Source organism: Mycobacterium sp. AZCC_0083 (assembly GCF_014202335.1).
In the GTDB taxonomy this organism is placed as follows: Bacteria; Actinomycetota; Actinomycetes; order Mycobacteriales; family Mycobacteriaceae; genus Mycobacterium.
Genome location: NZ_JACHGP010000020.1, coordinates 57,444 through 83,951, shown reverse-complemented (window position 1 = coordinate 83,951; position 26,508 = coordinate 57,444). Strand labels below are relative to the sequence as shown.

Below are 26,508 nucleotides of genomic sequence, written 5' to 3'. Positions count from 1 at the left end.
CTGTTATGTGCCCTCGGCTGGGACGGGCCCGAATCGTCGATCGGCGACGGTGAGTAGCTCGCGGTGCGGGTCGGCGAATGCTGTCGCCCATGCCTTGGCCCGCCGGTAATAGAGCTGGATGTCGTACTCCTCCATGAAGCCGTAGCCGCCGTGGACGTGCAGGCAGTGTTGGGCAGTCTGATGGGCGGTCTGGGCGGCGAACACGAAGGCCATCGCGGCCAACACGGGGCCGTCGACGTGCGCGGACTCCAAGGTCCAACAGGCTTTGTCGACCAATAATTGGACACCGTCGAGGGCGGCCACCGCATCGGCGAAGGGATGGGCAACGGCCTGGTACATGCCGATCGGCTGGCCGAACGCCTCGCGCACGGACGCGTAACTCGTCCCGATCTGCACGGCCTGGCTTGCCAACCCGTGCAGCGCCGCAGCCCGCAGCACCCGGACATCGTCCAGAGCCGCAGCGAATACCCTTTGTGCCTCGTCACCGTCGGCGAGTTCGGAGCTCGAGCAACGCTCATCCCAGCGGCCCAGAGCCAACCCGCCCAAATTGCGTCGCGGTGTCCTTGACGCACCGTCAGGCCGGACCACGTAATGAAGGGATCCTCCGTCGAAGACGAGCACGGCGTCGGCAATCGCCCCGTCGACCAGCAGCTGGCGACCCACCGGTCCTGGCGCCGTTGCCAACGACACGATCGTCGAGCCGTTCACGATCGGACCCAGCAGCTCCTTTTCGCCAAGGCGGCCCAGCAGTCGAGCGGCGGCCGCGGTTTCCACGACCGGAATCGGTGCAATGCGGCGGCCTGCCTCCTCAGCGATCAAGGCCAGCTCCAACAAGCCGCCGCCTTCGCCTCCGCAGGCCGTCGGCACACCGATCCCCAGCGCCCCGGTGTCGGCGTAGCGCCGCCACAGCTGCTGATCGAGGCCGGACGATTCGGCGATCCGGACGCGATCCGGGGTGGCCTCCTTGCGGAACAGCGCCGCAAAAGTGGCCCGGACCGCCCGTTGCTCCTCGGCCAGGCGCAGATCCATTTGCAATTTCTCCTCGTATCCGAACCGTGAGCCTTGGGGCGCGACGACGCCGTGCGGCCGTCGCAGAGCAACATTACCGATGCGCGGAGAGCTTCAGCGCTTCAAAGTAAACGCATATCCTCTTTTAAAGCACCTAATGTTAGAGTTGCACGCACACGTAATACCGTACTGCAGAACCAGGCACAGGCTGCACGAGGTGCAGACGCGGCAAAGCACCAGGAGGAGTTCGATGACGCAAAGATTGGGATTTCCGGTCTTCGACGGCGACAATCACATGTACGAGACCCGCGATGCGCTGACGAAATTTCTGCCGCCGGAGTATCACGGCGCAATCCGGTACGTCGAGGTCGACGGGCGCACGAAAATCGCCACCTTGGGGCAGATCAGCGACTACATCCCCAACCCCACCTTTGACAGGGTCGCCGCACCCGGCGCGCAGGAGGACTACTTCCGCAACGGCAACCCACAAGGCAAGACGCAACGCGAGATAATGGGCAAGGCGATCGAGTCGACCGACGCGTTTCGTGAACCGGCGCCCCGTTTGGCGCTGCTCGATGAGCAGGGCATCGACATGTCGATGATGTACCCGACGTTGGCCAGCCTGGTGGAGGAGCGGTTCCGCGCGCAGCCAGAGGCGACGCACACGATCATCCACGCCCTCAACCAGTGGCTGGACGAGACCTGGAGCTTCGATTATCGGGGCCGCATCTTCACCACGCCGATCATCACCCTGCCAATCGTCGAGAAGGCGATCGAGGAACTGGATTGGGCCGTCGAGCATGGCGCCCGGGCGATCCTCATCCGTCCCGCACCCGTCCCGGGGCTGCACGGTCCGCGCTCGTTTGCCCTTCCCGAGTTCGATCCGTTCTGGAAGCGGATCGTCGAGACCGGCGTGCTCGTGGTCATGCACGCCTCGGATAGCGGCTACTCCCGTTACGCCAACGATTGGGAGGGCGCCGGGGAGTTCAAGCCCTTCCAGCCCACACCGTTCCGGTCGTACTACACCCTGGCCCGCAACCCAGCCGAGGACGCGGTGGCGGCCCTCGCCTGCCACGGCGTGCTGACGCGCTTCCCTGAGCTTCGCATCGCGATGGTCGAGAACGGAACTAGTTGGCTTCCACGGCTTTTCGACAATCTCAGCGATACCTACAAGAAAATGCCGCAGCTCTACGGCGAGCACCCGTTGGAGTCGGTCCGACGGTGCATCTACTTCAATCCCTTCTGGGAGGAGAACGTGGCCGAGCTCGCCAAGCTAGTGCCGATGGACCACCTCTTCTTCGGCTCGGACTATCCCCACCCCGAAGGCCTCGCCGACCCGCTCAGCTACGCCGAGCACCACCCCGAGTTGAGCGACGACGAGATCGCCATGGTGATGGGCGGCACGCTGGCGACCATGATGCGGGTCGACGCCTGAGATGTCGACTGATCAGGGTGCGCCATCAGCCACCGAAGCACGCGACGACGGCTCCCCCATGGAGTTCAACCCGTACTCCGACAGCTTCTTCGACGATCCGTACGACACCTATCGCTGGATGCGTGACGAGGCTCCGGTCTACTACAGCGACCGGTGGGATTTCTATGCCCTGACCCGCAACGCGGATGTCGTTGCAGCGCTCCGCGACTGGGAGAGCTTCAGCAGCGCTTACGGCGTCACCCTGGACGCACTGTCGATGCGGCACAGGTTCGACGAACTCAAGATGTTGATTCTGATGGATCCGCCCGAACACGAGCGGCTGCGCAAGCTGGTACGCCAGGTGTTCACCAAGGCCGCGATCGCCAACCTCGAGCCGTTGGTGACCGACATCGTCACCTCGCATGTCCAGGCGCTGGCAGGCAGGGACCACTTCGACCTGGTGGCCGACTTCGCGGCGCTGTTCCCGGTCGAGATCATCTCCTCGATGCTGGGCGTGCCGGCCGGGGAACGCCAGCAGATCCGGCTGTGGACAGACGGGTTCCTGCACCGCGAGGAGAACAACCCGTTCGCCACCGAGAGCGGCGTGGCGGCGTCGATGGCGATGGGCGAGTACTTCCTGGACCTGGCGCGGGAGAAGAGGCGCAAGCCCGACGACCTGATCATCAGCCGGCTGGTGACCGCTACCTATGAGGACGAAACCGGGGTGACGCACCGGCTCACCGACGAAGACATCGCCACGTTCTCGGTGCTGATTGCCGCGGCAGGCAGTGAAACGGTCACCAAGCTGATGGGCAACGGCGTCATGGCCTTTCACCACAATCCCGACCAGTGGGAGCTGGTGCTGGCGGACCCCGGACTGATCCCTGGCGCGATCGAGGAGATGCTGCGCCTCAACCCGCCGTCGCAGTACCAGGGCCGGTTCACCACCCGCGATGTCACATTCGACGGCGGCACGATCCCAGCAGGGTCGCCGACCCTGCTGGTCACCGGCGCCGCGACCCGCGACCCGCGGGCCTACGACCGACCGGACGTGTTCGACATCAAGCGGGGCGGCGCCACCACGCTGGCCTTCGGGTACGGCGCGCACAGCTGCCTGGGCTCCTGGCTGGCCCGCCTGGAGACCCGCGTCGCGCTGCAGCAGCTGCGCGAATGTTGGCCACGGTTCGACGTCGATACCGAAGGCCTGCAACGAGTCACGATGTCCAACGTGGCGGGTTACTCCCATATCCCGGTGCACGTGCGTTGATGGCTGCGGCGCAGTCCGCCGAGTACGAACCGGCACACGACGCGCTGCCCGGCAGCATCCCGGACCTTCTGGCGCTGCGACGCGCGCAGGCGGACGGCGCATTCCTGGTCACCGACGACGAGCGGCTGAGCTTCGCCGAAGCCGATGCGCAGTCACTGGCGCTGGCCGATGCGCTGTTGGCCAGCGGCGTTGGCAAGGGAACCCGGGTCGGGATCCTGTTCCCCAACTGCGCCCAGTGGATCATCTCCTGGTTGGCCGCGGCGCGCATCGGTGCGCTGACCGTCCCGCTGTCGACCTTCGCGCCGGGAGCCGAACTCGCCCGGCTGCTCCGCCACACCGACACCCAGGTGCTGCTGATGGGTCGCTCGATCGCCGGGCACGACCTCCTCGACCGGTTAGCCGATGCCGTGCCCGGTCTGTCCGACGGCGACGCGGCGATCGCCGTTCCCGAAGTCCCCTATCTGCGCAGGGTGCACGTGTGGCCGGACTGCGACCGGTCGTGGGCCACGCCGTGGCCCGGCATTGCGGGACCGGTTGTGCCCCTGGCAGGTTCGGCTGAGGCGGAGGTTCGGTCGGCTGATGATCTCGTGCTCGTCACCACGTCAGGGACGACGGCGCTTCCGAAATCCGTCGCGCACACGCACGGCAGCCTGGTGCGCCACGCCTACATCTTGGCGCACCACCGCGGCGTCACCGCCACCGACCGCGTCTATTCTCCGATGCCGTTCTTCTGGGTCGGCGGGCTGACGATGGTTGTGCTGCAGGCACTCTCAACCGGTGCGGCCGTCCTCGCTCAGGACGTGTTCGAACCCGGTGCCACACTGGCGCTGCTCGAGCGCGAGCGGGCGACCTACATCTCGTGCTGGGCGCAGGCCAGTCAGGCCATGGCCGACCACCCCGACTTCGCCAAGCGCGATCTGTCCAGCGTGCGGGGCGGCACCATGTTTGAGGCGCTGCCGCCCGAAAGGCGGCCCAGCGAACCCGAGTTGACACCCAACTTGCTCGGCATGACCGAGACGGGCGGCCCGCACACCATGGTGGAGGTGCCCGACAATCCGTTGCCGACCGAGCGGCGCGGCTCCTTCGGGATACCACTGCCCGGGGTGGTGCAGCACAGGATCGTGGACCCCAGCGGTCTCGAGGTGGCACCCGGGCAACATGGCGAGATCCAGGTTCGGGGCCAGATCCTCATGAGCGGGATCTACAAGCAGGAACGCCACGAGGTGTTCAGTCCCGACGGCTGGTATTCGACCGGGGACCGTGGATGGTTCGATGACGCCGGGCATCTGCACTTCACCGGCCGCGCCAGCGGTCTGATCAAAACCGCGGGGTCGAACGTCTCACCGGCGGAGGTCGAGGCCGTCTTGGATGCGACGCCCGGGGTGTTGCACAGCTTCGTCGTCGGCCTGCCCCATCCGGTACGCGGCGAGGTGGTCGGAGCCGCCGTCGTGCCCTCGCAGGGCGCAGTGCTGTCGACCGATGCCGTCGCTGCCCACGCCCGTCGCAACCTGTCCGGGTTCAAAGTGCCGACCGTCATCGCGGTGCTCGCCGAGACCGAGCTACCGATGCTGCCCACCGGCAAGGTCGACCGCCAAGGGCTGGTCAGGTTGTTGTCGACGCGCTGACCACCCCCAGAGGAGTCGCATCGAGATCCCCGAGAACGGCACTTGGACAACGGATGTCACGCAAGCACCGGCGGCGAGGAACGCGATCACCGCGGCGCTGGTCAGCAGCGGAAGGTGTTCAGGGTGAACACCACGTCGACACGGGTCTGCGACCCGTTACCGGGCCGCCCGGGCGATGGTAGCGGCAATTGGGTGTTCGGAGCTCAGTCTTCAGGCGACTCCGACAGCCCGATCACTCACCGATCTCGGCGAGCGTGCGAGCCCCCGTGAAGTCAGAGCATCGCGTGGTCGACATCGCGTGATACGCACCGGCTTAAGTCAATTCAGTGCCACGCTCAGTACACCTCGTGGAGTTTGGTCGACGGCTCGGAATACGGCGGGAAGGCCAGGGGTCAGCTCGCCGCACAGCGTCGCTGCGGGTCGCAGCATGACCCCAGAGAAGACGGTCTCGTGTTGATCTTCGAGTCGCGGTCGAACATCGATACTTCCGGGACGGGCACACCGAAGTCGATTACATGGCCGAAATCATCAGCAAAATAACCTAATTCGAGTTCAACGGGCCAGCCCGCCTAGTCGACATGGATTTTGCCGACGCGCCCCCTATCGGCTCTGCGCGCGTTCCGGGAGTTGGCTGATCACAGTTGGCCAGCGCTGGTATGTCGCCGCTCCCACACGATGTCGGCAGGCCTTCGGCCGGGTGCTTTAAGGTATACGACTTGTTCCTAAGTTTTTTGACTTACTCACCCCATCTGGTTAGGTTGTCGTCCCAGAGGGCCGTCTCAGCACAGCTTCTATACCCCCGGACGGAGTCCACGTGAGCGAATGGACAGATCGCGACGACCGTCAACGGGTCGCCAAGGCGGAGTACGAGCACATCATGTGTGCACCGGCCCCTGCCCCGGTCAGCGCCTACATTGACGGCGGAGTGATCGGGTTCGTCTTCGCCGAGATGTGGCGCCGCGGCGTGCTCACGCCGCGCGATCGTCGCTGGATCACCCTTGCGTGCGTCGGCATGGCCGACGCACCCCTGCCGATGGAGACCCACTGCTACGCCGCCCTCAAGAGCAACGAGGTGACGAAGGAGGAGATCGACGAGTTCCTGCTCTTCTTTGGCACCCAGGCGGGTTGGCCCAAGGGCTCGTCGATGCTCACCTACATCATGGCTGCCTTCGCCAAGATCGCCGAGGAGGACGGCGACACGCTGACCTTCGCGAGGTTCGTCCCGTGGGCCGATCCGGTTGCCCACGGCGTCCGCCGGGCCCGAGGTGAGGCGGCATACGCGGCCGTGCACGGGGGCGCGCCTGCACCGCCTCGCACCTCATTTCAAGCCGTGGGCGACCTCGACTACCTCTACGGCGAGATCTGGAGCCGCGATGAGTACCTCACCCGGCGCGACCGACGACTAGTCGCAATCTCCTGCAGCGCCGCCCTCGGGATCGATGCGGAGATGACCGATCAGCTCGAGTCCGCCTTGCGCAGCGGCGATCTCACGTTCGACGAGTTGCAAGAGGTCGTCATGCACATCGCGGTTTATCTCGGTTGGATCGTGGCGCGACGCCTCGATCATCTCCTGGTGGCGGCGGCCAAGAACACCTGCACAGACAGCTGACGACGTCGTTGCACTTCGTATGCGCACAAACAATGCTCGAGGGGGATGGCCCTCTCGACACCGGTGGTGCCGAGAGCGCCGTGGTGGTCGGCCACGATGTCGCGCTCGGAACCGATGCTCGTCCGCTCAGGGCAGTGCCCGCATTCGCGGGCGATCGTGCGTGGATCCTTGGAGCGCGGTCAGTGTCTCGGCCGAGGGAACCGCTGTAAGAAACGCAACCATCCCGTCCAGCAGTGCACTGACGTGGACGGCGTAAGTCGACACGGGCGTGCCGAACATGCGCGCACGGTGGCGGTCGGCGCAGGCGTGCACGCACATCGCCGACACCAGATGAATGCGGTCGTCACGCAGCGGCTGCGGCACATGGTCGATCAGGGCGCCGACGTGGTCGATGTACGCCTGGTGCGATTCGCGGTGGGCAGCTGGCAGGGTGGCTAGCGGGCTGCTTCGGTAGTCGTAGCGCAACAGTTGTTCGAGGAAGGGCAGGTAGTAGCAGGTTTCGTCTTCAGCTAGTTCCATGAGTGGCAGCTGATGCGCCTCCACCACGCTTCGCAGGTCGACCGCGGACATCCGCGCCCCGAGCAACTGTCGTCGGCGGGTCAGGTGTTCGAGTCGGTTCGCCAGGATCGCTTCGACGAGTACATCTTTCGATCCGAAGTGGTACTGCACGGCGGACTTGTTCGCCATTCCTGCCGTGGTGCCGATCAGTCGGAGTGGAACACCGTCGAGACCGTGCTGGGCAAAGAGTCGCTCGGCGGTGAGGACCAACCGCTCCCTGGCCGACGCACCTACCGGCGTGGACATCGACGTGGACATTTGACCAGAATCTCATACTAGACGGATTAAGTCCTATGACTTAACATCCAGTCGAAGGTTTGAGAGGTGAATCGTCATGGACGAGCACCCGCGTCACCGAATCGCAGCAGTAGACATTGAAGACTCGGCGGTAGCCGACATGAGGAGATGCAAATGTCAGCACGCCTCGAGGGACGCGTCGCATTCATCACCGGGGTGGCCCGCGGCCAGGGCCGCAGTCACGCGGTGCGTCTGGCCCAGGAGGGCGCCAACATCATCGGGATCGACATCTGTGCCGACATCCCGGCCAACCACTATCCGATGGCATCCCGCGATGAACTCGACGAAACCGTCGAACTGGTCGAGGGTGAGGGCGCCAAGATCGTCGCCAGCGTGGCCGATGTCCGCGACTTCCAAAAGGTCAAGGCTGCACTGGACGCCGGCGTAGCGCACTTCGGTCGGCTCGACATCGTGTGCGCGAACGCCGGCATTGCTCCGGTCGCCTTCCGCGAGTTGACCATCGAGGAGGAACTCGAGCAATGGCGCGCCGCGACCGGGGTAATCCTTGACGGCTCGTACCACACCGCTTCGGCGGCGATACCGCATCTCATCGCGGGCCAACGAGGTGGGTCGATCGTTTTCACCAGCTCGACCGCGGGATTGAAGGGCTTCGGCGGCCTGCAGGGCGGAGGACTCGGATACGCTGCGGCGAAGCACGGAATCGTCGGACTGATGCGCACACTGGCAAATGCACTGGCGCCCTACAGTATTCGTGTCAACACCGTGCACCCGACCGCCGTGCGAACCATGATGGCGGTCAATCCGGCCATGACCGCATTCCTGGAGCACTACCCAGAGGGTGGTGTGCATCTGCAGAATCCAATGCCCATCGACATGATCGAGCCCGAGGACGTCAGTGCAGCCATCGCCTTTTTGGCTTCGGACGAGGCCAAGTACGTCACCGGCGTCACCTTCCCCGTCGACGCCGGCTTCTGCAACAAGCTTTGACCGATGAAAGAAACGTCAACCGGCCGGGTGGCCGGAAAGCGGGTATTGATCACCGGGGCTGCGCGCGGCATGGGCCGCAGTCACGCCGTTCGGTTGGCCGAGGAAGGCGCCGACGTCATCCTCGTCGACATCTGCGCAACGCCACCCGGGCTGGAATACGAACTGGCTACCGAGGACGAGCTTCAGGAAACCGCCGACCTGGTCGCCGAGCTCGGCGGCAAGGCGATCACCGCGGTCGTCGACGTTCGCAATGCCGAGGCCTTGGCATCAGCCGTCAGTGCAGCCGCGGCCCAGCTGGGGGGTTTGGATGCAGCCGTGGCCAATGCCGGCGTGCTGACCGCTGGCACGTGGGACACCACGACGGCAGAGCAGTGGCGATTAGTGACCGACGTCAACCTCATCGGGGCATGGAATACGTGCGCGGCAGCAATACCGCACCTGGTTGAGCAAGGCGGCGGCAGCTTGATCAACATCAGCTCTGCGGCCGGAATCAAGGGCAGCCCGCTGCACATCCCCTACACAGCGTCCAAGCAAGGCATCGTCGGCATGAGCGTCGCTCTCGCGAACGAGCTTGCCGCTCAAAGCATCCGGGTCAACACCGTCCACCCGACGGGGGTGTGGACCGGGATGGCGCCACCATCCATGGTCAAGCTAATCGTTGAAGACCGTTCGGACCTCGGTCCTCTCTTCGGGAATGCGCTCCCCGTACCGCTGATCGAGGCCATTGATGTGAGTAACGCGGTGCTGTATCTAGTGTCCGACGAAGCACGATACGTCACCGGCCTGCAGTTCAAAGTCGACGCCGGCGTCACCATCCGATGACACCTCAGTCCCAGCCGAACGGTCGGCGTAGACCGCGGGGGCTCACTAGCACCGCGGGGGCCGATGGGTATGTCGCCCGCCCTCGCGGGGTGGGAGTCACATGCCTGTACCCCGGCCCCGTGCGGACCGGCATCGTCGACCAGATCACCGCGGTCGGTACCTCACAACCGATACAGACCCCCACCCTGGCGCTCATCGAGGCCGCCGAAGTGGGACGGCTCGTCGTCGACGCGTTCACGAGTGCCCAGATCGCCAAGCTGGTCACCCCATGACCGCCGCCAAGCCGATCGTCGGATTCATCGGGCTCGGGAGCCAAGGCGCGCCCATGGCTCAGGCGCTGATCGACGCAGGCCACGACACCGTGCTGTGGGCCCGCCAGCCCGAGTCAGTTGAGCCGTTCGCCGGCACAGCGCGCATCGCCTCCAGCCCGGCCGAACTCGCTGAACTGGCCGACGTGATCGGCATTTGCGTCCTCAACGACGACGATGTGGTCGAGGTGGCGCTGCGCCCGAACGGATTGCTCGCCGGGATCACCCCGGGAACAACGGTGTTGATCCACAGCACCGTGCACCCGACGACCTGCCGCCAACTCGGAGAGCGCTTCAGCGAACGTCACGCCCACTTGCTGGATGCGCCGGTCAGCGGCGGCGGCGAAGCGGCCCGCGCGCGGCGGCTCCTCGTGATGGTGGGCGGCGACCACGACATCTACGAAACGGCTGTGCCTGTGCTCTCCGCGTTCGGCGACCCCATCGTGCACGTCGGAGCCCTGGGTTCCGGCCAGCTGGCCAAACTCCTCAACAACCTGCTGCTGACCGCCACGATGGGCCTGGCCCACGAGACCGCGGAGTTTGCAGCCGCGCTTGGCGTCGATGAGACCGCCCTGATGAGCATCCTGCCGCACGCCAGCGGACGGAGCTATGCGGTGCAAATGTACTCCGGCCTACTCGACGGCCTTCAGCCACCATCAGCCCGCGTGCGCGTCATCGCCGACTTGCTGGGTAAGGACGTCGCCATCGCCGCCGACCTCGCCGAACACGCGAACCGCGGCGACCTTCTGCTGAGCGCTGCCCACCGGGTGCTCACGGCGATGGGACACAACCCGTGCGCGTGACCTCGACCGTATCGAACCCGCCACCGGAACAGTCAGCGGCACCATCGCACCGTGCGGCCCGGAGGAAGTCCAGGCCGCCGACGACGTTCTCCTGGCGCTGAGCGGCGTGTCCCTCGCAGCCGGCGCGCGAGCGGGCCGGCGACCCTACTTACCTGGCGCGGCCCGCGGCCTTCATCCGCTCGAGGTCGGCCATCACCACGGTCTGCCCGCCGGTCGCGGCGAGCGCTCGGGTGTGGCCGAGGTGGTGCATGTCGAAGCACGATGCGATCGCCGTCGAGAAGCCCATGGTGTCCAGGGTGTGGTTGACCGCCCGCTTGGCCAGGCGCAGCGCCCACGGATCGGTCTGGGCCACGCGGTGAGCGAGAGCCAGTGTGAAGGAACGCAATTCGTCCAGCGGTACGACATGGTTCACCATCCCTGAGCGCAGCGCCTCCTCGGCCGTCACCGAACCGGCGGTGAACAGCATCTCCTTGGCCTTGCGGGCCCCGAGTTCCCAGGTGTGGGCGTGGTATTCGACGCCCATGATGCCCAGCAGACCGACCGGGTCCGAGAACTGCGCATTGTCCGCGGCGACGATGAGGTCGCACGGCCAGCACAGCATCAGCCCGGCCGCGATGCACTTGCCCTGCACCGCGGCAATGGTCGGCTTGGGGATGTCGCGCCAGCGCCTGGCGTACTCGAGGTATCCCCTTGTCTCCCAGTCGTAATAGCTCTCCGCGAAGAGCTTGCCATCGGAGCGCTGAGGCCCCAGGGTGGGCCCGTCAGCCGACGGATCGGTGCCCGACATGTCGTGCCCGGCCGAGAAGTGCTTACCCGTTGTCGCCAAGACGATGACCCGGACCTCGGGGTCCTCGTCGGCGCGCCGCCACGCGTCGTCGAGATCCTGGAGAATGCCGGGGGTCTGGGCGTTGGCGGCCTCGGGGCGATCGAGGGTGATGACCGCGACCCGATCGTCGACGTCGTAGCGGACGAAGTGTTGGGCTGTCATGGTTGTGTTCCTTTCGGGGGAGTTCTCACGACGCTCTCCTGCGCGAACGACGCCACGTGTGAGCCGGACTGGGTGTACACGTCACCGGTGCCGAAGCCGCGGCCACCAATGAGCCGCACGCCGTGGATCTGCACCCGCAGCCACTGCGCGACGTCGAATGGCTGGTGAAACCACACCGAATGGGTCACCACACCGGTTTGGACGCTGCCGTGGGCGTCGCGGTGACTGACCCCGGGCACCGCCTTGAGCAGGGTGCCGATCAGCGGCCAGTCCGAGATGTAGGCGATGACCGGTTGCGCGAGCGCGGTGTCGGTGAAGTCCGGGCAGCACATCCAGAACGACAGGTCGGCGTCCGCGGCGTCCTCGACGTCCAGACCAACGTCGCCGACCAGTCGGGCTTCACCTGGAATGACCGCGAAGTCAACGGGTTTGGCCGCCATCGGATCACCGGCTTCGGCGGTGGCGTACTGATAGTCGTACCCGTCGTCGGCGTGGTCGACGAGGATCGACGCGGTGGCGACCACCCGACGGGCGCCCTCCTGGCCCTGCCATGCCACGGCACGCCGATGCCCCAACGAGCGCCCGTCGTAAGTCTTCTCGAGGTCGAGATACAGCGGGTCACCGGCGCGTCCGGCGCGGGGGAACGCGATCTGGAGCGACTTCACCGTCTTGCTCGAGCCGGGCGGCGCAGCGGCCCCAATGAGTTGCGCCATGATCTGCCCGCCGAAGATCCGCTCGACGTTCCGGTCCGGCACCGGCAGCACCGTTCGGCCCTCGGGGTCCTCGGAGAGCGTCATCATGGTGCGGAATTGGTCGATGTTCATCGTTGCCTCCCTGCGGCTGCGATCAGCTCGAACTTCTTGACCTTGCCCGACGGCGTCATCGGCAGGGATTCCACGAAATGCCATGCGACGGGGGTCTTTTGTCGCGCAACGCCGGTCGCCCGGAGATGCCCCACGAGCTCTTCGGCAGAGGGCCGCTCAGCGCCGTCGAGCACCACGAAGGCGACCGGAACCTCACCGAATCTGGCGTCGGGACCCGCCACCACCGCGGCCTGACGGACCGCGGGATGCGCTGCAAGCACGTCCTCGATGTCGCGGGCAGAGAACTTCTCGCCACCGCGATTGATCACATCCTTGAGGCGGCCGGTGATCGTGACGAAGCCAGCGTCGTCGAGGACTCCAACGTCCCCCGTGCGAAACCAACCCGCGTCGTCCAGGGCGGTCCGGTTGGCCGCCTCGTCGAGGTAGCCGAGCATCCGCTCCGGTCCGCGCACCAGGATCTCGCCCGCGGAACCGGTTGGGAGCGGATGGGATTGGTCGTCGACTATGCGCACCTCGACGCCCGGTGCGACTGCGCCGTCGGTCTGGGCCCGCAGGTCGAACGGGTAGGCTCGGTTCATCACGGTGACGGTCGGTAGTTCAGTCATGCCGTAGACCCGCGCCGCGGGAATCCCCTGCTCCTCACTACGTTCCATGATCGCGCGCGGAACCGACGCACCGCCGCAGGCGAACATTCGCAGCGGCAAGTGCAACGACGCGGCGTGCGCAGCGTCGGTCAGTTCCTGCAGGAACACGGTCGCACCCGCGGTCCAGGTGACCCGCCGCCGCGTCATGTCCTGCACGGCTTCGTCGGCATCCCAACGTTCGGCGAGCACCGCAGACGCGCCCACCAGCAGGGGGATCGTCATGGCATTGAGCACTCCGGTGATGTGCTGCAACGGGGCCGCCATGTACGCGACATCCTCCCAGCTCAGCCCCCACACGTCGGCGAGCTGACGGGTTTCGGCCAACAGGGTGTGGGAGGAGTGCACGGCGGCCTTGGCGGCCGTCGTCGTCCCCGACGTAAACAGGATGAGGCAAGGGTCGCCCGCCGAGGTCTCGGCGAACTTCTGCCGTCGACCGTGGGACATGACCTCCTCGAACGGTGTCCATCCCGGCCGGCAGCCGCGCAGGACAACCCTGGGTATCGCGCGCAGGCCGGCTTGGGCCAGCAGATCATCGAACGCCTCGGCGTGCGCGAAGCCCCGAAACGACTCGGCGGCAACAACTGCCGCCGGCCGCACCTGCTCGATGACCCCACGCAGCTCGTGCTCCCGGTAGAACGGGGCGATCGGGCAGCTCACCGCGCCGGCATGCCAGATGGCCAGACCCAGGACATGGGCCTCCCACCAGTTCGGGGTCTGCCAGACCACCACGCCACCCGGACCAACCCCGGATTTCGTCAACCACGCCGCCGCGTGTTCGACGAGTTCAAGCAGCTCCTGATAGGTCAGCTCTGTTCCCGACTCGACCAGCGCCGGACGGCTGCCCCACTGCCGCGCGGCCCGTTCGACACACGCACTGATCGTCAGGTCACTGACGTATCCGAAGCGCCGGTATTCCTCGATGCGGTCCGCGGCCACCGGAGGGGCCACGATGTCGGCCGCGGTCAGTCGAGTTCGGTTCATCCTCAACCGCCCATGCTCATTCCGCCGTCGACGGTCACGACCGCGCCGGTGACGTAAGCGGCAAGGTCGTCGAGCAGGAACGCGACGGCGTGCGCCAGCTCCTCGGGTCGACCCCAGCGCCCGACCGGGATCATCGACGTCACCGCATCCCGGTCGGTGTACACCAGCTCGGCCGACAGATCGGTATCGAAACTGCCTGGGATTACGCAGTTCACGGTGATGCCCTTTCTGGCGACGGCGCGAGCGCTGGAGCGGGTGAGCCCGACGATCCCGCCCTTGGCCGCTCCGTAGGCGACCTGGACGGGGCTGCCCATCAGCGCTGTGACCGAGCCGATGTTGACGACGCGCCCGAACCGCTGCTGAGTCATGTGGGCCAGCGCTGCCTGACTGAGGAAGAACGCTGACGACAGGTTCACCGCGAGCTGCCGGTGCCAGTCCTCGGCACTGATGGCGCCGAGGCGTTGCTCGATGACCATCCCGGCGTTGTTGATCAGATAGTCCAGCCGCCCATGCTGCTCGAGAACCTCGGCGACCAGCGTCTGGCAGGCCGCCGGCTGCCCGACGTCGGCCTGGTGCAGCGTCACGGTCGCTCCAGACCGCGCAGCGTCATCGCGGACCGCGTCCGCGGCGGCGACATCCCGGGCGTACACCGCGGCGACCGCGACACCGGACCGTGTCAACCGATCGGTGACGGCGCGACCGATCCCCCGGGTTCCGCCCGTGACGAGCGCGACCCGGGTGCTGGCGTCCACTAGGTGGTCCCCGCGGTCTTGGCTGCCACCCGCGCACTCAGGCGCTCCAGTAGTACGCGGTGCTCCTCGGTGTCGAAGCACGCGCTTTCGGCGCGCGCACAGTCCGGCAGGATCGCGGCGGCCCGATCGATGTGCGAGTTCAGCAGTTGGCGCACCTCCCGAACCGCCTGTGCCGGAAGGGCCGCCAGACGATCGGCCAGACTCAGGGCCTCCTCCAACACATCGCAGGCGGGTACCGCGCGGTTCGCCAACCCCAGTCGATGGGCTTCGGTGCCACTGACCCGGTCGCCGAGCAGCAGATGTTCCTTGGCGGCGGACAGGCTGGTCAGCAGCGGCCAGAGCACCAACCCGCCTGCACCGTCGAGGAGTCCAAGGGAGACCCGCGGGTCGGACAGGAAGGTGTCCTCGGCCATCACGACGAGATCGCACAACAGCGCCACGGTGACGCCTGCGCCTACCGCGGCGCCGTTGACGGCGGCGACGGTGGGGAACGGCAGGCGCCTCATGACCCAGAACAAGTCCTGGTGGGCGTCCAGCACCGCGCCGCGGAGGTGGCGGTCCTCGCGCATCGCGCGGATGGTGCCGAAATCGCCGCCTGCACTGAACGCGCCGCCCTCGCCGGTGAGCACCATGGCCCGCACGCCGGGATCGTCGCGCAAGTCGATGACCACTTCGAGCAGGGCATCGGTGATCTCGGCGTCCATCGCGTTGGCCTTCTCTGGCCGTGCCAGCGTTACGCACGCCACGGGTCCGTCTCGGTCGACGACGACTGCCGGGCGGCCGAGGAGGCGGAACGGTTCGCTGGTGCTCACAGGTCGACCAGCCGGGGGATCGTCCCGGCCGAGATCAGGCGAGCCCCAATCACTTCGGGCAATTCGGTGGCCGAGCCCAGCACCGAATCCAACACCAGGGCGCGGGCCAGGAAGCGGTGGAAGGGGTGCTCGGCGGTGAAGCCGATGCCGGCGAGCACCTGCTGACAGTGGGTGGCGGCGATCCGCGCCGCCCGCCCAGCCAACGATTTGGCCAGCAGGCCCGCCAAGTAGGCGTCGTCGGCGTCCCACGCCGACGCGAGGGCCGCGGCGGCGCCCTCGCGGGCGACGTGCGCATCGGCAAGGCGATTCCTTACCGCTTGAAACGACCCGATGGGCCTACCGAACTGCACCCGGCTGCGGGCATGGTCGACGGCGAGCTCGATCATCTGACCGACCGCCCCGAGGATCTGGTATCCCAGTGCCAGCCGGCCCGCCGTCGCGACCGCATCCCAGGCCGCGACCGCGCGCTGCCCCGCCACGACGAGGTCGGCCGCTACGTCGACGCCGGTGACCTCGGTCATCGCCAAACCCGGATCGAGACCCTCGACTCGGCGCGTGGAGATCCCCGAGGACCCTTGCAAGCCAACCCAGGCCAGCTCACCGCGGATGGCAACCGGCGCGAGAAACGTCGGGGCGGGGCGCGCACCGATGACCAGGCCGCGGAGAACCAGGCCCTCGCCGTCGGTTTCGCCAACCAAGTCGGCGCCGATGCCGGGCAGCACGACGTTGCATTCCGTCGTTGGCACCGGCAGGTATTCGGCCAGCGGCGCCAGCAGAACGTCCTGCAGCGACGTCGACATCGACCCGGCACGACCGAGCGCCGTGAACAGCGCAGGCACCGCGTCGCGAGGTGCCTCGGCGAGCAGGTCGGCGAACCCGAACGCATCGAGTGCCGCCACCAGTTCGGTCCCGTCGAGCTCTTCGGCCAGGCCACGGAGCGTCACGGCCATCAGGGCGCGCTCCGCCGCGTCGATGGTCTGGGTCTGCCTCACGCGCTTCTCGGCAGTCCGAGCAGCCGCGACGCCACGATGTCCTTCTGAATTTCACTAGTGCCCCCGTAGATGGTGGCGGCCCGCGAGTACGCCCACTCGCGGCGCCACGCCCGGCTGCGGGCGGTGTCATCGGTTTCGATGTCGCCGCGCAACAACTCGCGTGCGGTATCGAACACGGCCTGGTCGGCGGCGGCGATCATGATCTTGTCGACCGACGCCTCCGGACCGGGCAGAGCACCGGTCGCGATGCGGTCCTGAGTTGACTTCGAAGTGGCGCGGAAGGCCCACAACAGCTGATAGGCCTCGCCCAGCGCCGACGGAGACCGTCCGTCGCCTGCGGCGTCCAGGAGGAGGCCGAGATGATGCGCCAGCCAGGCTCCGCGCTGCCAGAAGATCGGGCCGCGTTCACACGACAGGATGAACTGGGCGACGCGCCACCCGGCGTCGAGTTCACCGAGCAGCCGCTCCGCGGGAACCTCGACGTCGACGAATGACGTGGAGCAAAATTCATCGACGCCGGCCATCGTCTCCAGTGGGCTCGCCGTCACCCCCGGGGTATCCATGTCGACCAGAAGGGCACTGATACCCCGCGACCCGGGGCCACCGGTGCGGGCCAGCACGATGCACCGGGTGGCGTGGTGTGCCCAGCTGGTCCACAGTTTTTCGCCGTTGATCACCCAGCCGTCGCGGTGCGGGCGGGCCGTCGTCCGCATCGATCCCAGATCGCTGCCTGCCTCTGGCTCGGAGAAGCCCTGACACCAGAACTCCTCACCGCGCAACAGCCGAGGGAAGATGTCCTCGACGATGTCTTGGCGTCCGAACTCGGCCACCGCCGGCCCGAGTACTTCGTGCATCGACCAGGACGTGGTGTGCACCAATGCTCGGCTGGTGAGCTCCTCACCGAGTACGGCGCGCAAGATCGGCGAACCCCCCAAACCACCGATCTGCGCGGGCCATCCCCAGCGCATCCACCCCGCGTCGAACAGCAACCGCTGCACGCGACGCTGGTGGTTCAGCTGAGCCTCGACACTCTGATCCTCGATCTCGGGGACCAGTGACTCTCCGACCTCGTCGATCCACGCCCGCACTCCGGCACGAAACTCGCGCACTTCCACGACAATCCCCGTTCTCAGGACTCGATGAACCCGGAGGCGACGTACGCCTGACGGATCGGCGGCCGCAAGTCCTCGGGGAACGCAGTCTGCGGCGGCCGCGCAGGGTGGTCACCGATCGGGAGACCGAGCAACGACGCACCGAACTTGAACCCGGCTCCCCAGTGCGTGAACATGCCCGGGCGGGCCGGATGAGACTGATAGCGTCGGCTTGCCTCCCGCATGGCAGTCAGACCGGTCTCGGCGGCGAAGGCGTCAGCGCGCTCGAAATCACCCTGCACCAACAGTTCTCGCCATTCCCTGAACAGCGGCGCTCCCGGCTTCTCGTAGAGGTAGAGCGCCGAGCCGAGAGCTCCCGGGTGCGGTATCCCCAACCGGATCCCGGCCTCATCGGCCGCCTCCCACAGCACCATGTCCGGGGCCAGCCGATGCACTGCCAGGCTGTGCTGCGCGTCGAGCAGCCCGTTCTTCAACCCGCACAAGGCGGGGATCTCGCGGTAGAGCTCGACGCATTCCTCGGGGGTCAGCACCAGACCCGTCGAGTGGGAGTTGAAGAAGCCCAGCGGCATGTCGGTGCGGTCAGCCACGTAGCGCAGGTACTCCAGCACCCCGGGCTTCCCCGAGCACTCGAAGTAGGGCGTCAGGATGTAGCAAATGTCGGCGCCCAACTCTTGGGCGTTCAGTGTCAGCTCGACGGCCTGCTTGGCGGTGTCGGTGCTCGACATCACCTGAACCAGCGCATCGGGTTTGACCCGTCGGGCCTCCTCGATGCTGACGCGGGCCACCTCTTTGAGTTCGTCGGTGGTCAGCGACCAGAATTCGGCGATACCACCCGTCAGCCAGATGCCGTCCTGATCCAGATCAACAAGGCAGTGCCGCACCAACGTGCGCAACGCCTCGAAGTCGATGTCATCGCCGTCGAGACCGCAGAACGGGGTGTACAGCGAGCTGCAGTTGCCCCGCAGGTGTTCCGACGCCCAATCCTTCGCCTCCTTACCGGTGACACCTGTGACCACAACCGACTCCTTTTGAACTTTTGCCGACGCGAGTATCTCGGGCCAAGTGATGACTATCACGTGCGCGTCATGGTAGAACGTTATCTGCGTCTGATGCAAGGAACAGGTGCATTGCGAATGCATCATGATCCGCATATTTGTTAGGTCCGCAGACTGGAACGTGAGGGGTGTGATGTCGAAAGGCATGGAGGGCCAGGTCGCGGTGGTCTCCGGCGCATCGATGGGCGTCGGCCGGGCCACCGCGATTCGCCTCGCGCGGGATGGCGCAACGGTGGTGCTGCTGGCCCGCCGGAAATTGCTGCTCGACGAGGTCGTCGAGATCATCGGGCCCAGCGCGGTGCCGATCGTCACCGACGTCACCAGCAGCCACGATGTGCACGCCGCGTTCGATCAGATCGCGGCGCAGTTCGGGCACATCGACGTTCTGATCAACTCCGCAGGCGCCAGCCGGATCCGGCTGATCGAAGAGGCCAGCGACGAGGACATCGCCGTCACGGTCAACACCAACATCGTGGCGCCCATCTACACCACACGCTCGGCGATTCCGCTGCTGCGCGCAGCAGGTGGCGGCGACATCATGAACATCTCCTCCGAGATCACCCTCGACGACATGCCGATGATGACCCTCTACGCCGCCACCAAGAGTGGCCTCAACGGTTTCACCAAGGCCATGGGCAAGGAACTGCGGCGCGAGGGTATCCGCGTGACCCTGGTCATTCTCGGCGCGGTTGCAGATACCGGAATCCACGAGAACTTCGGCCCGGGTGACCTCGAAAAGGCTTGGCCGCTATGGGAAGCCGACGGCTACCTGACCCGAATGAGCGGTACCAAACTCCTCACGCCGACCACTGTCGCCGATGTGCTGCACGACGTCATCACCCGGCCTCGCGACGTGATGATGGACGTGGTCCACGTCCGCCCGTCGAGCAGCTGAACCGCCGACGCGAACGAGCTCGTGCCGGGCCAGACCTGAAACTGCAAAGGAGACACTGTGATTCGACCGATGGATGGCGTCCGGGTGCTGGAGGTGGCGCAGTTCACCTTCGTACCGGCAGCGGGCGCGGTCCTGGCCGACTGGGGCGCCGACGTGATCAAGGTCGAACACGCCGAAACCGGTGACGCCCAGCGTGGCCTCAGCGCGCTGATGGGCATGCCGGTCGGCAGCGGATCCTTCGCTCCGTTGATGGAGCACCCCAACCGGGGCAAGCGCAGCATCGGCCTGGCTCTGGAGCAGCCCGAGGCACTCGATGTGCTGCACGACCTGATCCGCGAGAGTGACGTGTTCCTGACGAACTTCCTCCCGAGAGCCCGCCGCCGACTGGGCATCGAACTCGAGGACGTTCGCAAGATCAACCCGGACATCATCTATGTGCGCGGATCCGGCTTCGGTGCCGCCGGACCCGACAGCGAGAAGGGCGGCTACGACAGCACCGCCTTCTGGGCGCGCGGCGGCAGCGCGCTGGGGGCTACGCCGGTGGACTACGACGGCCTGTGCGTGATGCCGGCCGGCGCCTACGGCGACTCACTGGGCGGGATGACCATCGCCGGCGGCATCGCAGGTGCACTCTTCGCCAGGGAACGAACCGGCGAGACCTCGGTCATCGATGTCTCCCTGCTCGGTGTCGGGGCCTGGGCGAACGCACTGTCCGTGAGCTTCGCACTGTTGGAGGGGGGACCGCCGGCGCGGCGCGCACCCGGCAACTCGGCGCGGACGAATCCCCTGGTCGGTAATTACCGGACCGCCGACAACCGATGGCTGGTACTGGCGATGTTGCAGCCGGGCCGGTACTGGCCGGAGTTCTGTCGACATATCGGCCGCGAGGACCTGATCAGCGACGAGCGTTTCGCCTCCGCCAAGGCACTGATGGGCAATGCCGCGGCGGCGGCAGAGATCGTGCAGGAGGTACTGGCCGCGAGGACCCTCGCCGAATGGGCCACGGCCTTCGCAGGCATGGAGGGCCAGTGGGCCGTCGCACAGGATCCGTGGGAGGTTGGCCAGGACGCCGCGCTGCGCGCCAACGGATTGATCGCCGAAGTAGTCGACACCGAGGGCACCCGCCGCGAACTGGTGGCCAATCCCGTGCAATTCGATCAGAAACCGGCTCAAATAAGTCGGGCTCCGCAGTTCGCCGAGCACACTGACGAGATTCTGCGCGCGCTCGGCAAGTCCGACGACGAGCTGATCAATCTCAAGATCAGTGGTGCGGTGACCTGAGAGGCGCGGTTCCTCTCAGTTCGCGGGGCGGAGGATGGCCGCCGAACAGAACGCCCACAGGTCATCGAAGGTGGTCGACCGTCCGCCGGACAACACCGCCGAGTGCGAGGTCGCCAGCAGCAGTTCCTGCAGCAGCGCGGCTTGGGTGGCCAGCGGGACGTCCTCCCGGAGCAGGCCGGCGTCGGCGACATCTTTGAGCAGTTCGACGATCAGGGAGTGCAGCGGCTCCAGCGCGCGGGTGAGATCGTTCGGCCGCGATTCGGTCAGTCGCAGGTGCAAGACGCTGAGCCCACGAGCCAGCCGGGGCGGCATCGCCGTGATCTCCGATATCGCCTCCAATAGCGCTTTGAGCCGCAACACCGGATCGGCAATACCCTCGCACCGCTCCCGCAATATCGGCAGGGCGGTGGTGCGCAGGATCGTCTCGTAGACGGCGAGCAGCAGGGTGTCCTTGCCGTCGAAGAAGGTGTAGAACGTGCGCTGCGACATATTGGAGCGGTCGACGACGTCCTGGATGGTGAAGTCACTCTCGTCGCGCTCACCGAGAAGTTCCACGGCTGCTGCGACGAAACGGTCGCTGCGTGCCTGGGCACGCGCGCGGGCGTTGCGCAGCGATCGATCGACACTGTCCTTCTGCCAGGTCGGTTCGGGCGCCTCTGACGCCTGGACATTCTTCTTCGGCTTCAGTTCAGTTGACCGCGCCATGGCTTCCCGCTCTCTCAAGGTCGACTTCAGCCAGGAAGTCACCGATGACTGTCTTGACCACATCCGGGCATTTCTGGTGGGCGGCGTGTGCCGCGCCCTTGATCTCCACGTACCGTGCCTGCGCGTTGAGTTCGGCGAACCGCCGTCCCTGCTGCTGGCGTATCGGTTCGTCGTTGTCACCGGCCAGCAGGAGGACCGGACATCCGATGCCGGCCAATGTCTCCGGCGACAGTTCGGGGCGCGCGGTGCTGTCCTCGTGCAGGGCGGTGACCAGCTGGTGCCAATGCTCGGGTCCGTGGGTGGCGTCGTGTAGGCGACGCAGCGCGAACGGCCAGGTGCGGTGCAGATACTCCAGACGCGGTATCCGGTAGTCGCTGGGGCGTCCGGTCCCCGGACTGATGAGAACGAGCGATCGCGCAGTGCCGGGCGCGAGAATCTCGAGCATCAGCGAGACCTCCGAGCCGTAGGAGAAACCCACGATGTGTGGCCGACCGAGTTGTAGATGGTCGATGAGGCAAAGCAGGTCCGCGCAAACCGCCTCGCCGGTCGTGGCCGACTCACGAAACTCCGATCGGCCGTGACCACGCAGATCAGGCAGGATGCAGCGATAGCCCGGCACCATCGCGGCGGCCAGTTCACCCCATTCGAACTCCCCGGTGGCGGTCGCACCGTGGACGAACAAGATGGCTTGTCGTCCATCGCCGACGACGGAATACGCCAGTGTCAGCCCGTCCCGTTCGTAGGTGAACGGGTGGAATCCCCCCGACTGATCAGTCACGACTTCCTCAGACAACAACATAGTTCTCGTTCGGCGACAGATCGCACACCCTTCTGGAGGCAGACGACGCCGCTTCTGCCCTCGTTCTTCACCTAAGGCCTTCCGATGACGTCTACATGATTGTTCCCAATTGCCTATCACGTTCTACCAAGGGGATAGGCTAAGGTGCCGCAGAACGAGGTTAACACGCTAAAGGTGAGTAGGCCTACCTATCGTTGCGGCGGCTAGAGCAGGCGCGTCCATCACCTCTGTGGGCGGCGACGCCGGCCCTTCAACGGCCCGCGGCCGTCAGCCCGAGAAGTCCATACATGTTGCCGCCCATCATCTTGCGTACGTCGGCGGCGGGGAACAACTCGCTCATCTCCTTGGCCCAGTTCAACGGGTCGGCCATGCCCTCGGGATGGGGGTAATCGGAGCCGAACAGAATGTGTTCGGGCGACACGAGGTTCACCAGGTCCTCGATGGAGTCTTCCCAGAACGGGTTGATCCACAGGTTGCGAAGAAATACGTCACGGGGGTGCTCGGCGAACTCCTGCGGCATCTTCTGGTGCGTCTTCTCCAACGCCTTCAGGCATGAGATTGCCCAGCTGCCACCGTTTTCCACACTCGCGAGTTTCACGGTCGGGAACCGGCTGAGCATGCCGTGGCAGATCGCCGCGGCGACGGTGTCGTTGATGGCCCGACCGGGCGAGACGGCGTCGTAGAACGGATTGGGCTTGAATGCCAGCGTTTCACGGCTAGTGCCCTCCCAGTCGTTTATGTACCGCTGGTAGCCGGAGTCGGACGCGTGCAGGGTGACCAGCACACCGGATTCGGCCACCCGGGCCCAGAACGGATCGAATTCCGGCAGGAACGGAGACCGCGTGCCCCGGTGACCGGCGACGGGCGCCGGGCGCAGCAGCACGACTTTCGCGCCCCGCTCCAGCAGCCACTCCAGTTCGGCCACGCCGCGCTCGGGGATCGACGGGTTCACGATCGGTGTGGCGAAGATCCGGTCCTGGTAGTTGAACGTCCACTCGTCGTGGATCCACTCGTTGAACGCGTGGATGACGGTGCACGTCAGCTCCGGGTCGTCGGTGAGACGGACTTCGAGCAGGCTGGCCAGGGTCGGGAACATCAGCGCGGCATCGAGGCCGAGTTCATCGAGCAACGCTAGGCGTGGCTCGGCAGTGCGGAACTCCTCGCCGGTGCGCATCGGCTTTCCCGCCAATTCCCGTAGCGATTTGCCTTCGGGATTGTTGCCGGAGAAGTACTCGGCGAACGCACCGGGCCGTGCAACGACTTCGAAGGTGGGGTTCGGGATGTAGTCGCTGATGACGTTGTCGACGGCGATCTTGGTCCGCCCGTTCACCTGCACGTACTTGAAGAGCCCCTCGAACTTCTTGGGTAAGTGTCGGGTGAAGGCGTCCTCGGTTTCATAGAGGTGGTTGTCAGCGTCGAATACCGGAAAGTCGAGTTTCCCCATGGTTCCTCCTGCGTCGGTCATTGTCGGTGTCGTGGCACCGCTGCGTTGGTCCGTACGTCCCGGAAGGGGCGGTCCAGGTCTTCGGCTCGCTCGCGGGGCATCCCGAGTACCCGTTCGCTGATGATGTTGCGGGTGATTTCGGTGGTGCCCCCGCCGATGCACGGTCCTTGTCGGCCCAGATAGGCGACACCGAGATCGCCGGTCGGGTCGTCTTCGTGCCACGCAACAGCGCGATCACCCGCGATCTCGATCGCGATGGTGGCCAGCCTGACCCGCATCATCCCGTTGGACAGCCGAGGGATCGATCCGGCCGCGGCGGGGAGGCGACCGGTCTGGATGGACGTGGCGATACGGCCGACGAGCGCGGTGTGAACTCGGGTCAGCACCCGCGCTTCGCCGATGAGCTGACGCACTCGCGGGTCGTTCGCGCCGCCGGAGACTTGCGCGAGCGCCGCGGCACTGACCTGGTCATTCTCATGGGCGGCTGTGCGCGGCGCCATCGCATAGGGCGAGGAACCGCTCATCGCTTCCCGCTCGTGAAGGAGCAACCGGGACGCGACGTTCCATCCGTCGTTCACTTCCCCGAGGACGTGGTCGACGGGGACCGGGACGTCGTCGAAGAATTCCTGGCAAAAGTCTTCGTTTCCGTCGACGTGTTTGATCTGGGTGATGGTGATCCCGGGTTGGTGCACCTTCACCATCAGGACGCTCAGGCCCCGGTGCTTGGGAACATCCCAGTCGGTGCGGGCCACGCACAGCGCATAGTCCGACTTCCACGCGTACGTGCTCCAGATCTTCGAGCCGTTCAGAACGAAGACCTCACCCTGGCGCTCCGCCCGGGTGAGCGCCCCCGCGAGGTCTGAACCGCCCGTCGGCTCGGAGAGGAATTGGACCCAAAGCTCCTCACCCTTGAGCGCGGCGGGGATGAAGCGCTGCTTCTGCTCTTCGCTGCCGAAGTCCAGGATGGTCGGCAGGATGATGGTGAAGGTGGGGATGTTGAACAACCGGGGCAGCTCGTAGTCGTAGGTCACCTCGATGAAGGCGTCCTGGTATTCCACGGGGAGGCCTCGCCCGCCGTACTCGACGGGATAACACAGGCCGGCGAAGCCGGCGTCCCACAGCTTGCGCTGAATTGCCTTGGCCCGTACGACGTGATCGGCGTCGGTGGCGTGACCCAGGTACGGGTCGGCGCCGTTGAGGGGTTCCAAATTCGCGCTGACCCAGTCCTTGGCTCGCGCCGCAAAGGCGTCGAGGTCCTCGGCCAGTTCTCCGGGTGCCGCAGTCGTCACGGTCATGGTTGTCCTATCTGCCGGCAAGGATCGCCACTTGGTCGCGCTGCTGCACCGGGTCGCCGTAGGTCTGTCGATGAACGACGACCCGCCGCAGATACAGGTGCAGGTCGTGTTCCCAGGTCACGCCGATTCCGCCGTGCATTTGGATGCAGTCCTGGATGAGCTCGGGACATCGGTCGGCGACATACGCCTTGGCGATTCTGACGACCTCGCCGGCGTCGGGGGCTCCGGCCTGCACTGCCCTGGTGGCGTCGACGGTGATGGCGTGGGCGGACTCGAGCCACAGCTTCATGTCGGCGAAACGGTGTTTGAGGGCCTGATAGGACGCGAGTGCGCGGCCGAACGACGAGCGGTCGAACGCGTACTGCACGGTGAAGTCGAAGACGCGGTCCGCCGCGCCCACGATCTCGGCGCACTGGAGTACGAGCGTGGTCTGGATCTGCCGCTCGAACGAGAGCGAGGCGCCACCGAGGACACCGACCACAGCGGAAGTGGGCACCCGGACATCTTCGAACCGGATCTCGGCGTGCCTGCGGACGAGGTCGAGCCCGCGCAGCGGCGTGATGGCCAGGCCGGGCGTCGACGACGGGATCAGGAATTGGGACAGACCCTCGGACGAGGCGGCGGTGATGAGTAGCCAGTCGGCTTGACCACCAGAGTCGACGGGGCACTTCACCCCGTCCAGGACGAACTCGTCGCCGTCCCGCCGTGCTTGCAGTGTCATCCCGTCCGCGGTGACCGCTCGGCCCGGCTCCGCGACGCACCAGGCGGCCACCGACTCCCCGGCCAGCAAACCCGGTAAGACCTGCCCGGCGAGCTCATCGGAGGCGTCACACGGCAGGGTCTGGGCGACGACATTGGTGGCGATCAGGGGCCCCGGCGACACCATGGCGCCCATCTCTTCCGCGACGAGCGCCAGGTCACGCAGGCCGTACCCGGAGACACTCCCGCCGCCGCGCTGCTCGTCGACCAGCAGCGACGTCCAGCCGAGCTCGGCTCCCTTCCGCCACCATCCGCGGTCGAATCCGGGGGCGTTGTCGGCGAGCGCCCGAACCGCGGTCAACGGGAGGGTCGCGTGGAGGAACTTGCGCGTCGTATCTCGCAGTAACTCCTGATCCGGGGTGAGGTCAAGATCCACCGTCGGTCTCCGCCCCTCGCCCAGCGGTGTACGGCAGCAATGGGTCGCAAGACCTGAGCCGCTTGAGATCCCCATGCGGTAACCACATACTAAAAAATCTAGTATGACTGCTGTTCTCAAAGCAACACGATAGGT

At 66.1% G+C, this 26,508-nt stretch carries 25 protein-coding genes; 10 read left to right on the top strand and 15 right to left on the bottom strand.

What is annotated here, in order from left to right:
• Positions 1-3: 3 nt before the first annotated feature.
• Positions 4-1,029 (bottom strand): acyl-CoA dehydrogenase family protein, encoded by a 1,026-nt coding sequence (locus tag HNP02_RS35840; protein WP_184445409.1) that lies wholly within the window; start codon positions 1,027-1,029, stop codon positions 4-6.
• A gap of 229 nt (positions 1,030-1,258) precedes the next feature.
• On the opposite strand from HNP02_RS35840, the gene HNP02_RS35835 reads away from it, so the two are divergent.
• The 4 genes from HNP02_RS35835 to HNP02_RS35820 all read left to right on the top strand — a co-directional run bounded on the left by HNP02_RS35835 (position 1,259) and on the right by HNP02_RS35820 (position 6,923).
• Positions 1,259-2,443 (top strand): amidohydrolase family protein, encoded by a 1,185-nt coding sequence (locus HNP02_RS35835; protein WP_184445408.1) that lies wholly within the window; start codon positions 1,259-1,261, stop codon positions 2,441-2,443.
• Position 2,444: 1 nt separating this feature from the next.
• Positions 2,445-3,689, top strand: a complete 1,245-nt coding sequence (locus tag HNP02_RS35830) for a cytochrome P450 (RefSeq protein WP_184445407.1) — start codon at positions 2,445-2,447, stop codon at positions 3,687-3,689.
• Positions 3,689-5,314, top strand: coding sequence for a class I adenylate-forming enzyme family protein (locus HNP02_RS35825; protein ID WP_184445406.1), 1,626 nt, complete (start codon positions 3,689-3,691; stop codon positions 5,312-5,314). Before HNP02_RS35830 ends, HNP02_RS35825 begins: the two co-directional genes overlap by 1 nt.
• Positions 5,315-6,128: 814 nt before the next feature.
• On the top strand, positions 6,129-6,923 hold the full coding sequence (locus HNP02_RS35820; protein ID WP_184445405.1) for a carboxymuconolactone decarboxylase family protein: 795 nt from the start codon (positions 6,129-6,131) through the stop codon (positions 6,921-6,923).
• 126 nt (positions 6,924-7,049) lie between these two features.
• Here HNP02_RS35820 and HNP02_RS35815 read toward each other — a convergent pair whose 3' ends face one another.
• Complete coding sequence (locus HNP02_RS35815) at positions 7,050-7,739, bottom strand: TetR/AcrR family transcriptional regulator (protein WP_184445404.1); 690 nt, start codon at positions 7,737-7,739, stop codon at positions 7,050-7,052.
• A gap of 153 nt (positions 7,740-7,892) precedes the next feature.
• Here HNP02_RS35815 and HNP02_RS35810 point away from each other — a divergent pair, with 153 nt between their 5' ends.
• The 4 genes from HNP02_RS35810 to HNP02_RS35795 all read left to right on the top strand — a co-directional run bounded on the left by HNP02_RS35810 (position 7,893) and on the right by HNP02_RS35795 (position 10,659).
• A complete protein-coding gene (locus HNP02_RS35810; protein ID WP_184445403.1) occupies positions 7,893-8,726 on the top strand; it encodes a mycofactocin-coupled SDR family oxidoreductase in 834 nt (277 codons plus the stop codon).
• A 3-nt stretch (positions 8,727-8,729) separates the two neighbouring features.
• Entirely contained in the window at positions 8,730-9,548 is an 819-nt protein-coding gene (locus HNP02_RS35805; RefSeq protein WP_184445402.1) for a mycofactocin-coupled SDR family oxidoreductase, read from the top strand.
• Positions 9,549-9,667: 119 nt separating this feature from the next.
• Positions 9,668-9,820: a hypothetical protein gene (locus tag HNP02_RS35800; RefSeq protein WP_184445401.1), complete on the top strand. Its 153-nt coding sequence runs from the start codon at positions 9,668-9,670 to the stop codon at positions 9,818-9,820.
• Positions 9,817-10,659, top strand: coding sequence for an NAD(P)-dependent oxidoreductase (locus HNP02_RS35795; protein ID WP_184445400.1), 843 nt, complete (start codon positions 9,817-9,819; stop codon positions 10,657-10,659). Before HNP02_RS35800 ends, HNP02_RS35795 begins: the two co-directional genes overlap by 4 nt.
• A 148-nt stretch (positions 10,660-10,807) precedes the next feature.
• Here the strand turns inward: HNP02_RS35795 and HNP02_RS35790 are convergent, their stop codons facing one another.
• From HNP02_RS35790 to HNP02_RS35755, 8 genes are read right to left on the bottom strand one after another with little or no spacing between them, the layout of a single operon-like run.
• Complete coding sequence (locus tag HNP02_RS35790; protein ID WP_184445399.1) at positions 10,808-11,647, bottom strand: enoyl-CoA hydratase; 840 nt, start codon at positions 11,645-11,647, stop codon at positions 10,808-10,810.
• Positions 11,644-12,471, bottom strand: coding sequence for an acyl-CoA thioesterase II (locus HNP02_RS35785; RefSeq protein ID WP_184445398.1), 828 nt, complete (start codon positions 12,469-12,471; stop codon positions 11,644-11,646). Before HNP02_RS35785 ends, HNP02_RS35790 begins: the two co-directional genes overlap by 4 nt.
• Entirely contained in the window at positions 12,468-14,096 is a 1,629-nt protein-coding gene (locus tag HNP02_RS35780) for an AMP-binding protein (RefSeq protein WP_184445397.1), read from the bottom strand. Before HNP02_RS35780 ends, HNP02_RS35785 begins: the two co-directional genes overlap by 4 nt.
• A gap of 2 nt (positions 14,097-14,098) precedes the next feature.
• Positions 14,099-14,848 carry an SDR family NAD(P)-dependent oxidoreductase gene (locus tag HNP02_RS35775; RefSeq protein ID WP_184445396.1) on the bottom strand — a complete coding sequence of 250 codons (750 nt, stop codon included), beginning with the start codon at positions 14,846-14,848 and terminating at the stop codon, positions 14,099-14,101.
• The gene (locus HNP02_RS35770; protein ID WP_184445395.1) at positions 14,848-15,660 is read right to left on the bottom strand and encodes an enoyl-CoA hydratase/isomerase family protein; all 813 of its coding nucleotides are present in this window, start codon (positions 15,658-15,660) and stop codon (positions 14,848-14,850) included. Before HNP02_RS35770 ends, HNP02_RS35775 begins: the two co-directional genes overlap by 1 nt.
• Positions 15,657-16,652, bottom strand: a complete 996-nt coding sequence (locus HNP02_RS35765) for an acyl-CoA dehydrogenase family protein (RefSeq protein WP_309241808.1) — start codon at positions 16,650-16,652, stop codon at positions 15,657-15,659. The genes HNP02_RS35770 and HNP02_RS35765 overlap by 4 nt, the downstream gene beginning before the upstream one ends.
• Positions 16,649-17,767 carry an acyl-CoA dehydrogenase family protein gene (locus HNP02_RS35760; protein ID WP_184445394.1) on the bottom strand — a complete coding sequence of 373 codons (1,119 nt, stop codon included), beginning with the start codon at positions 17,765-17,767 and terminating at the stop codon, positions 16,649-16,651. Before HNP02_RS35760 ends, HNP02_RS35765 begins: the two co-directional genes overlap by 4 nt.
• Before the next feature lie 14 nt (positions 17,768-17,781).
• The gene (locus tag HNP02_RS35755) at positions 17,782-18,780 is read right to left on the bottom strand and encodes a dihydrodipicolinate synthase family protein (RefSeq protein ID WP_309241806.1); all 999 of its coding nucleotides are present in this window, start codon (positions 18,778-18,780) and stop codon (positions 17,782-17,784) included.
• A gap of 172 nt (positions 18,781-18,952) precedes the next feature.
• Here HNP02_RS35755 and HNP02_RS35750 point away from each other — a divergent pair, with 172 nt between their 5' ends.
• Together HNP02_RS35750 and HNP02_RS35745 are read left to right on the top strand one after the other, a co-directional pair.
• A complete protein-coding gene (locus tag HNP02_RS35750; RefSeq protein WP_184445463.1) occupies positions 18,953-19,714 on the top strand; it encodes an SDR family oxidoreductase in 762 nt (253 codons plus the stop codon).
• 69 nt (positions 19,715-19,783) lie between these two features.
• Positions 19,784-20,995: a CaiB/BaiF CoA-transferase family protein gene (locus tag HNP02_RS35745; protein WP_184445462.1), complete on the top strand. Its 1,212-nt coding sequence runs from the start codon at positions 19,784-19,786 to the stop codon at positions 20,993-20,995.
• Positions 20,996-21,010: 15 nt separating this feature from the next.
• Here the strand turns inward: HNP02_RS35745 and HNP02_RS35740 are convergent, their stop codons facing one another.
• From HNP02_RS35740 to HNP02_RS35720, 5 genes are all read right to left on the bottom strand, one after another.
• Entirely contained in the window at positions 21,011-21,700 is a 690-nt protein-coding gene (locus HNP02_RS35740; RefSeq protein ID WP_184445393.1) for a TetR/AcrR family transcriptional regulator, read from the bottom strand.
• The gene (locus HNP02_RS35735; RefSeq protein WP_309241805.1) at positions 21,684-22,478 is read right to left on the bottom strand and encodes an alpha/beta hydrolase; all 795 of its coding nucleotides are present in this window, start codon (positions 22,476-22,478) and stop codon (positions 21,684-21,686) included. Before HNP02_RS35735 ends, HNP02_RS35740 begins: the two co-directional genes overlap by 17 nt.
• Positions 22,479-22,749: 271 nt before the next feature.
• Positions 22,750-23,943, bottom strand: a complete 1,194-nt coding sequence (locus HNP02_RS35730; RefSeq protein WP_184445392.1) for an amidohydrolase family protein — start codon at positions 23,941-23,943, stop codon at positions 22,750-22,752.
• 17 nt (positions 23,944-23,960) lie between these two features.
• Positions 23,961-25,238: an acyl-CoA dehydrogenase family protein gene (locus tag HNP02_RS35725; protein ID WP_184445391.1), complete on the bottom strand. Its 1,278-nt coding sequence runs from the start codon at positions 25,236-25,238 to the stop codon at positions 23,961-23,963.
• A 7-nt stretch (positions 25,239-25,245) separates the two neighbouring features.
• Positions 25,246-26,373 (bottom strand): acyl-CoA dehydrogenase family protein, encoded by a 1,128-nt coding sequence (locus tag HNP02_RS35720; RefSeq protein ID WP_184445390.1) that lies wholly within the window; start codon positions 26,371-26,373, stop codon positions 25,246-25,248.
• Positions 26,374-26,508 lie beyond the last annotated feature (135 nt).